This is a genomic window from Magnetococcales bacterium (genome assembly GCA_015228935.1).
Classification (GTDB): domain Bacteria; phylum Pseudomonadota; class Magnetococcia; order Magnetococcales; family DC0425bin3; genus HA3dbin3.
Genome location: JADGCO010000048.1, coordinates 25,497 through 33,323, shown reverse-complemented (window position 1 = coordinate 33,323; position 7,827 = coordinate 25,497). Strand labels below are relative to the sequence as shown.

The window sequence follows — 7,827 nt, the reverse complement described above, 5'->3', positions numbered from 1 at the left end:
GAGACTGGCACGCAGGACCATTTGCTTTTCCAGGTCGATTCTTATGCATGACATTGTAATCGGCCTTTTTATCAACCGGTTTGAGTTTGGTATGGCTGTTTGAGCGAAATCAACCAAACGAAGGCACTACCCTTTTTCATTCCGCCAAGCCAAGTTTTTTAAGCGTTTTCCATGTATTGCGGCATGGTTCACCATGACTCGGAGAGATTTTTTTGATCAGTACTTGCAGATCGTCCCAATCATCAATGTCAGTGATTGTTTCAACATAACCAACCCTCCTGTTTGCGGCGTTTGCCCGAGCCACCAGATTATTGATGACATGTCTGGAAGACATGTCGATGCCGTCGATGATGTCCCAAATGTTTCTCAGGCCTAACAAATAATATCCACCATCCGTTGATGGTCCGATGACAACGTCGTTGTCTTCCAACCGTTCGAATGCCTTGCTGATGGTATCCTTGCTATGATGAGGCGAATCGGTACCAATGATAATAACAGATTCGTAACCGGAATTCCGAGCCCATTTAAGCTGATTGATCTGCATTTCGCCGATATCATCTATGTCGTGACCGGAGAATAAGATGGAATCCAAAGATGCGTCGATCTTTTTTTCTTCAAAACCACAAAGACTATGCATAGACCTGATCATTTGAGGAAAGTCGCTGTCTTTTGGTGAATAGACCCATTTTACGTCATAACAATGGCCTTCCCGGGGTGGAATGAAGCGGCAAGCCGCGTCTGACAGAAAAGCCTTGTATAACTGCTGTGCGGCAGGGAAACCGATGGCAGGTGCCAGTCTCGTTTTGACATGGCCAACCCTGGGATATTTTCCGAAGACCAACAGAATGCGTTTTTGCGTCATAGCGTTAGCATCTCGACCATCTACATGTCAGGAGAAAAAACCCGCTTGAGAACAATAGAAGCCAAGAACCGAAAGAAATTTCTGGCCCGCCAATGATTTCTTCCCGTTTAAAAAAGCAACTGCCTGGGATCATTGTCCATCCTATTCCGCCACCAGTTTGTGACTACCCGGGTCCATCCCTCTCTTTATAAAAATTCCATGCAATCTCGGTTTCCTACGTGACAGTAACCGGGGTTTGACTTTCCTTTCGTAGAGCGACAACGCTTGCTCAATGACCTGGTCCATATTCAAATAGGCATAACTTCCAAGCCTGCCACCAAAAATATGATTTTCAGCCGGTTCTGCTGCATATTTGGAGAGTTTTTCAATATCTTCCTTGGATCGTATTGGATAATAGGGTTCGTCCTCAGTTCCGTACTCCATCGGATATTCACGACAGATGATGGAACACCTGGAAGCGTAACTCCGCTCGGCATGCAAGTGACGAAACTCGTGAATGCGCGTGTAGGGTACGTCAATATCGGGATAGTTCATCACCGCCGTATCCTGTACATTATTGTTCGCAACAGTTTCAAAAGAAAACTTCAGAGATCGCCAGCCCAGGCGGCCATATTTGTATCCAAAAAACCGATCCAAGGCCCCGCTGTAGATAATGAGACATTTTTTTGGGATGTATCTTTGAACGTTAAAAAAATCGACACCGAGATATAAATCAATCCGTTCGCTTTGAAGCAAACGGTCAAACAAAGCGGCATATCCATTTACGGGAATTCCCTGCCACCTATCATCGAAATAGCTGCCATCATGGTTACATCGCACCGGAATTCTCTGGGCAATGGCGATTGGTAACTTATCAATACCTTCACCCCATTGCTTGGTAGTATAGCCTTTGATGAAAGCTTCGTACAATGGCCGACCGGTTTTGGATAGGAAAGCCATTTCAAAACCCGAACACCCTCCAGACCTTAATGCCCGGTCGATTTCACCATCAAGGAACATTCTCGCCTCTTCCGAAGTAAAGTTACGACCGTAGAACCGATTGATTGTAGAAAGGTTTATTGGTATCGGGTACACTTTGCCAGCGTGTGTTGCCAGAACCTTGTGGCGGTAATTATTAAATCCAGTGAACTGAGTGATATAGTGCCAAACAGATTCATTACTGGTATGAAAAATGTGGCTTCCATGGCAGTGGATTTCAATCCTGGTCTCTGGGTCTATTACGGATGCAGAGTTACCTCCGACGTGATGGCGGCGTTCCAGAATAACAACCCGTTCTTCTGCATCATTGGCAATACGTTCGGCCATGACCGCACCAAAGAAACCTGCACCTACGATGACACATTGGGTGTTTTCAAACATCACTGGGCAACCCTGACCCGGTCCGCATCAAACATGGGAACCTCCTGATAAAGGGAAATGAATCGCTCAAGATCCAGTCGATAATAGGGAATCCCATCTACCAATAACTGCTCGTAATTTTTGGCTGTTACAGCAAATACCTCCTTACGTTCCTTGGCAAACATGTCGGCAGCATCCAGTGATTTTTTCAGAATGCCGTCCATACTGGAATTTTCGGTAACAATCCTGGCCAAATGATGGAGCAACTTCATTTGGATTTCCTTGTATCTCACCGAAATGCCGTGCAGACGGGCCACAAAGTTATCATTAAGTCGGGCTTGGCGGATCTGTCCTTCAATATAGGGATTATAATAGATATGTTTGGTCGTTTGATGAAAAAACTCCATGATCTGGCGGACGATTTCCATTTTTTGATCCAGGCACCGATAAGAATAATCACAGAGATTTGGCAACAAATCCCCAAGTATCCCATGATTTCTTGCCAATATTTCATACCTGGTACCTTTTTGTACTCTAGTAGTTTTGAAAGGGGTAGCGATTAAAGGAAGTAAATTCTCTCGGAGAACGCCTTCGACTTGGCAGCGAAAATCTTCAGGTGAGTAGAGTGGATCCAGCATAATGATGCCGGCGGATACCAAAATATCGATGGAGAGGAGATGGTCAATGGCCTCTTTTCCGGGGTACTGTTTTCCATAAACAAGTTGAAATTCTGGAACCAAAGTTTCAATCCCGACGTATACAGAACTGAGCCCGGCATCCCGGAGTTCAAGAAGCTTGTTTCCCAGGTTTCTTACCGTTGCCAAGCGCATATCGCAACGAAAAGAGAATGTCATGTTTCTGCGTCGGTATTCGTCGAGAAACGCTTGTGTGTATTCCCTGGTTTCAAATGCTGAAAGATCGGAAAAACTGAAATACCCTACGCCGAATTGATCTTTGATCGTCGCGATTTCGTCGAACAGGTCTTCCAACGGTCTGGGGATCCATTTTGATAAGGCTTGATCGTTTGACATGATGCAAAAATTGCACTTCTGGTGACATCCCCGACTGGCTTCGATCCAGATGCTTCCACCATATCGTACACATCGTTCAGTGGAGTGTTGGACCGGCATTGCAAAGTGTTTTGTAACGGTTCTCATGGACCTCCTGGATTCGTCCGTAACCATTGCATGGGAGAACCGTTTGTATAACACCTTTAGAAAATGAGGAAATCCCTCTTCCACCGTCCCTGACCAGACGAACGCCTTGGAAAAATTCTGCGCGATCTCATGGTAGGCACAGAGAACTGTAGGACCGCCAAAGGCCACCAATGGATCAGAAAGACCGGCGGTCAAACGGGAATTTAGTGCTTCCTGTAGATTACCCAGCAACAAAGCGGCCGTAGGTCTGAGACAGATGAGAATGGCATCCAACATTGCCGTCCGCGAAACTGCGTTCCACACTTTTGCACCATCATCGAAAGCGAGGTCCAAATGGAACGCAATGTTGAACCCTGCTTCGAGGCAAATCGCGTGTGCGATATCCAGGGCAACACTCCTGTCGGTTACCCCCGTTGCCTCCAATCCCAGCAAACCGACGTGAATGGAGGATGTAGATCGAGTCATCATGTATGGTCGCTTGAGGAGATAATAAACAGTTCAGGAGATAATGGTGTAGGAAATCGCCGGGGCGTAGACAAGCCGCTCAATTTTTAAATTTGCTATGCCAATGACCTCGTTAAGGGCTGCAGTCTCCCCGGGAAAGAGTTTATTGCCTATCTCATCGAACAGGATGACGGCTCCCTTCGGCATGCGCGGTAAGAGGAGTTCCAGTGCCGATTTCGTCGGTTTAAAGATGTCCACATCAATATTCAGCAACGAGACCATCAAATAAGGGTTTTTTTCGATGTATGCTGGCAGTGTCTTGGTGATATCACCAGGAATGATCCGAGTTTTTTTGATATGGGAAAGCCAGCGGGTTTTGTCATGAATCTCAATGGCCCTTTCGATATCCTCCCGCATTCCATCTTCTGGTGCAAATCCACGTTCCATTATATGAGCGCTAACCGAGTCGGACTGTAAATCTTCAGTAGAGAGTTCTGGTATGCCCTGAAAAGTGTCAAACCCGATGATCTCTCGTGTGTAGTTAACCGGCTCATAAATGGAATTCAAATGATGCCAAGTCATAAGGCTGCCACCCCGGTAGATGCCCAGGTCAACAATGGATCCTTGAATGGAGAGTTGCTTAAGATAAATTTCACTTCGTGCCAGAAATTTCGTAATATCTTCACGGCTGACGAATTTTGGGAAATTCTGCAGTTTTGCAATTACCGAACCCGGGCTATGGAACCAATACTCCGATATTGCGGAAACAAATTCGCTGTTTTCACGTGATTGATGCTGAGGCTCTTTCAACAGTGGTGATTCCATGAGATCGTCGTTCCAATTTTTGACAATTGCAGATAATTAACCGTATTTTTCAAATAATTTTCTATGGCTGAAAAAAATCACAGCTTCAAACAAAAAAATCGGTAATTACGTGATCCGGTTATAGAATATTAAATATTGCTCAATATATATTCAAACCAAGCAATCCTGCGAAATAGCTCTTGCCCTATGTTCGAGTTCTGGAAAAACTGTGCCAATATGGACGCCAATTTTTCTCAGTTGATCTCGTATATCCCTTTTGCTCTTACTAGGAATAATGTATTTTTCAAGTATATTGTTAAATTCTGAACAATATAGATCATTAAATTTTCTATCAATCAGATTTTCATCTTTGACAGTATTCTTGACACCTCCAAAGATTGTAAACACACTCGCCTGGGGAGTCATCCTTAAATTTATTCTTCTTGGAAACACTGCAACAGGTTTTTCAAATTGATCTGAAATGCGTGACCCAAATCCGTCCACATTACTTTGACCATCGAAACCTAAGACGTCACAAACATTAAGAAAGACGCCGCTCTTTTTCATCTGAAAATATAAATCTCTAATATTTCTACTGAAAGCCATGTGGCTTCTTATTATCACATCGACACTATTTGAGCCACAAATCCCCGCTTTTTTTATCTGATTGGCGCGGGTTTTAGAGTTTAATTCGCTAGCCCTAATCCTAAAAATACTGCCATCGTGTTCATCGTTGCGATCAAAGTTTCCGTAAAAAGGGTCATACACAGAGAAAAATAACGCTATCAATATGTTCTCAGTCCAATCAAGAAGTCGTGTAGGCAAATTATAGTGTTGCATTAAGCACAGCCAATCAAATGCTGAGACGTGATTTTCGGCATACGACGGATTCTCATTCTGAAACTGATAAAATAATCTTTGTTCGTTATACCTTTTCAAACCAACATTCCTGAACACTGCAGGAACAAGACCCCAATCCTTATTTGTTTGGCCTCTAAACCAAATTTCAGGCGGAACATGATGCCGATTTTCCTTACCGAAACAATCAGGATCATTACTAGAAGAGCTGCACACAGTTCTGTTAGAGTCAGAGTCGGATATCTGCTGTTTAACGCTACTCGAATCATTAAAAATAATGTCCATAGCATCTTTAACAGAACAAATTTTGCCAAAAGGTTTAAGACAATGTTCTGTCATCTGAGAAACTCCAGGTTTCTGCCCAAGGCTGCGCAGATGCACATCAATTTTCTCCTGACCGACACTCACCATGGAAACCAAAGGCTGGATGATCCTGGACTGAACAGAATGTGTCAACAAAAATGAAACACACCTGAATATTTACGGCATGTCTTACAAAAAAAGCCCCGAACCCGTCGTTTATGGACGCAATGCCCTTGCCATTCGAGGTTCCCCTTTCCTCGGTTCCTCACATCAGAACAAACTGGGTTCTGGAAAAAAAGCCTCCATGGAGAGCAAATATTTTTCCTTCCATGGCAATGTCGCCGTGCCGGAATACATTTACATCATATCAGGCAATCAAGTCAATGTCGAGTACCACCGGGTTTCGCAACCTTCCTTATCAGGACACCTCCGGGGCCAGAAAAGTCTGCACAAGACGCCTGGCTCCGGCCAGGACCGTGCCCGAAAAACGCCCCTGTCGGTCGGCTGCCCGGATTTGGGCGAGAAAATCATTCTGTTCTTCCGGGGTGGCATCCAGGTTGGCAATCACGCCGGCGGCCAGGCGTGAGGTTTCGGAGAGTGTCACCCGACTGGCAGACAAGGGCCAGATCGAGGCAGTTGGTGACCCCTGCCCGGCTTGTGCCGGTTTGTTCTGCGTGGATACCGTATTGCGCATGGTGGCATGCGCCTGGCGCATGTCGCCGTCGGGACCATATGAATATCCACTCCGTATCCGATGCTGCCGCACGAGATCCTTAACGGCGGCACCGACATGTCGTGCCGTCTCTGCAACCAGGCGTCCCGTTTCGGAAATGGCTACCAGAACGGAAGAACGGGGCCAGATGGACGATCCGCCACCAGTTGCGTCCTCCGCGCCGGATCGACGCCGGGGAAACCACACCCGACCCGACCTCTTTCCCTCCCGAATCTTCTGATTGTCTTCGGAAGAAACTGCCGCAACAGAAACCCTGTCCAGGTTGATTGCCACCGTTCGCCGCCACCCCTTCGCTGAAATTTCCGCATGGCACCTGCCGGTTGATGGCGGAGATCCCGGATTGAATCAATTTCATTTATTCATGCATTGCGCTGGTTGAAAAACTCACCAGATCGAAAACGAAATATTCGTGCCAAAAATAAAATAAATACAATACAATAACATGGACGGATTTGCGTCCGTTATTCAAGCCTCGTTCCGGCAATATTTGCCGCTGGCCGGGAAAATATTGCCTTGAAACGGTTCATGACAGCGCCAAGCTGGTCAATGTTGATTCAAATGGGAGATGAAATCGTGTAGAGTGGCACTGGAAAAAGATTTGAATGCTCATTTTGAACGATCAGGGGAATGAAAGCATGTGTAATCACGAGGTAAGTCGTCGTTATGTTTTGGCCGGTCTGACCGCCGGCATCGCTTCTTTGCTGATGGCGCGCTTTTCGAGTGCCAGTGAGGCACCAGCCGGAGTCTCTCCAGACCAGGCCCTGACATGGCTTAAAGAAGGCAATGCCCGCTTTGTCGAAGGCAAGTCGGCGCGTCCCAATCTGAGTGCCAAACGCATGGCCGAAACAGTCAGTGGCGGCCAACACCCTTTTGCCACCACCATTTCCTGTTCGGATTCTCGTGTGCCGGTGGAACATCTGTTTGACCGGGGTATCGGCGATCTGTTTGTAATCCGTGTGGCCGGCAATGTGGCCGATACGGACGAAATCGGCACCACGGAATATGGTGCAGGACACCTGGGAACTTCCCTGGTGGTGGTCATGGGGCATACCAAATGTGGTGCCGTTTCCGCCGTGGTCAAGGGGGACAAGGTTGGCGGAAGCATTCCCAAACTGGTGGACAATATCATCCCGGCAGCAGAACGGGCCAAAGCCAAAGGCCTGACCGGCGATGCCCTGATCCTGGAAGCAATCAAGGAAAATGTCCGGCAATCCATAACCGACCTGTCCAAAAACAGCGAAGAATTGAGCCATCTGGTTCACGCAGGCAAACTCAAGATTGTCGGGGCGCTGTATCACCTCGAAGATGGCAAGGTGGAGTGGTTATAA

8 protein-coding genes are annotated in these 7,827 nt (G+C 46.5%); 2 read left to right on the top strand and 6 right to left on the bottom strand.

The window, feature by feature from the left end:
- Positions 1-103: transposase (locus tag HQL65_12370; GenBank protein ID MBF0137026.1), on the top strand; the 103-nt coding region annotated here is incomplete at its 5' end.
- Between the two features lie 33 nt (positions 104-136).
- Here HQL65_12370 and HQL65_12365 read toward each other — a convergent pair.
- The 6 genes from HQL65_12365 to HQL65_12340 form a co-directional block, all read right to left on the bottom strand.
- On the bottom strand, positions 137-862 hold the full coding sequence (locus HQL65_12365; GenBank protein ID MBF0137025.1) for a glycosyltransferase: 726 nt from the start codon (positions 860-862) through the stop codon (positions 137-139).
- 141 nt (positions 863-1,003) lie between these two features.
- Complete coding sequence (gene glf / locus HQL65_12360) at positions 1,004-2,221, bottom strand: UDP-galactopyranose mutase (GenBank protein MBF0137024.1); 1,218 nt, start codon at positions 2,219-2,221, stop codon at positions 1,004-1,006.
- A complete protein-coding gene (locus HQL65_12355; protein ID MBF0137023.1) occupies positions 2,221-3,825 on the bottom strand; it encodes a radical SAM protein in 1,605 nt (534 codons plus the stop codon). The genes glf and HQL65_12355 overlap by 1 nt, the downstream gene beginning before the upstream one ends.
- A gap of 30 nt (positions 3,826-3,855) precedes the next feature.
- A complete protein-coding gene (locus HQL65_12350) occupies positions 3,856-4,626 on the bottom strand; it encodes a class I SAM-dependent methyltransferase (GenBank protein MBF0137022.1) in 771 nt (256 codons plus the stop codon).
- A 150-nt stretch (positions 4,627-4,776) separates the two neighbouring features.
- A complete protein-coding gene (locus HQL65_12345) occupies positions 4,777-5,883 on the bottom strand; it encodes an FRG domain-containing protein (protein ID MBF0137021.1) in 1,107 nt (368 codons plus the stop codon).
- Positions 5,884-6,184: 301 nt separating this feature from the next.
- A complete protein-coding gene (locus HQL65_12340; protein MBF0137020.1) occupies positions 6,185-6,772 on the bottom strand; it encodes a hypothetical protein in 588 nt (195 codons plus the stop codon).
- A gap of 362 nt (positions 6,773-7,134) precedes the next feature.
- Here HQL65_12340 and HQL65_12335 point away from each other — a divergent pair, with 362 nt between their 5' ends.
- A complete protein-coding gene (locus HQL65_12335) occupies positions 7,135-7,827 on the top strand; it encodes a carbonic anhydrase (GenBank protein ID MBF0137019.1) in 693 nt (230 codons plus the stop codon).

Excerpts from the sequence above, each read along its gene's own strand:
- HQL65_12365 (MBF0137025.1), bottom strand. The coding sequence starts at position 862 with ATGACGCAAAAACGCATTCTGTTGGTCTTCGGAAAATATCCCAGGGTT.
- glf (MBF0137024.1), bottom strand. The coding sequence starts at position 2,221 with ATGTTTGAAAACACCCAATGTGTCATCGTAGGTGCAGGTTTCTTTGGT.
- HQL65_12355 (MBF0137023.1), bottom strand. The coding sequence starts at position 3,825 with ATGATGACTCGATCTACATCCTCCATTCACGTCGGTTTGCTGGGATTG.
- HQL65_12350 (MBF0137022.1), bottom strand. The coding sequence starts at position 4,626 with ATGGAATCACCACTGTTGAAAGAGCCTCAGCATCAATCACGTGAAAAC.
- HQL65_12335 (MBF0137019.1), top strand. The coding sequence starts at position 7,135 with ATGTGTAATCACGAGGTAAGTCGTCGTTATGTTTTGGCCGGTCTGACC.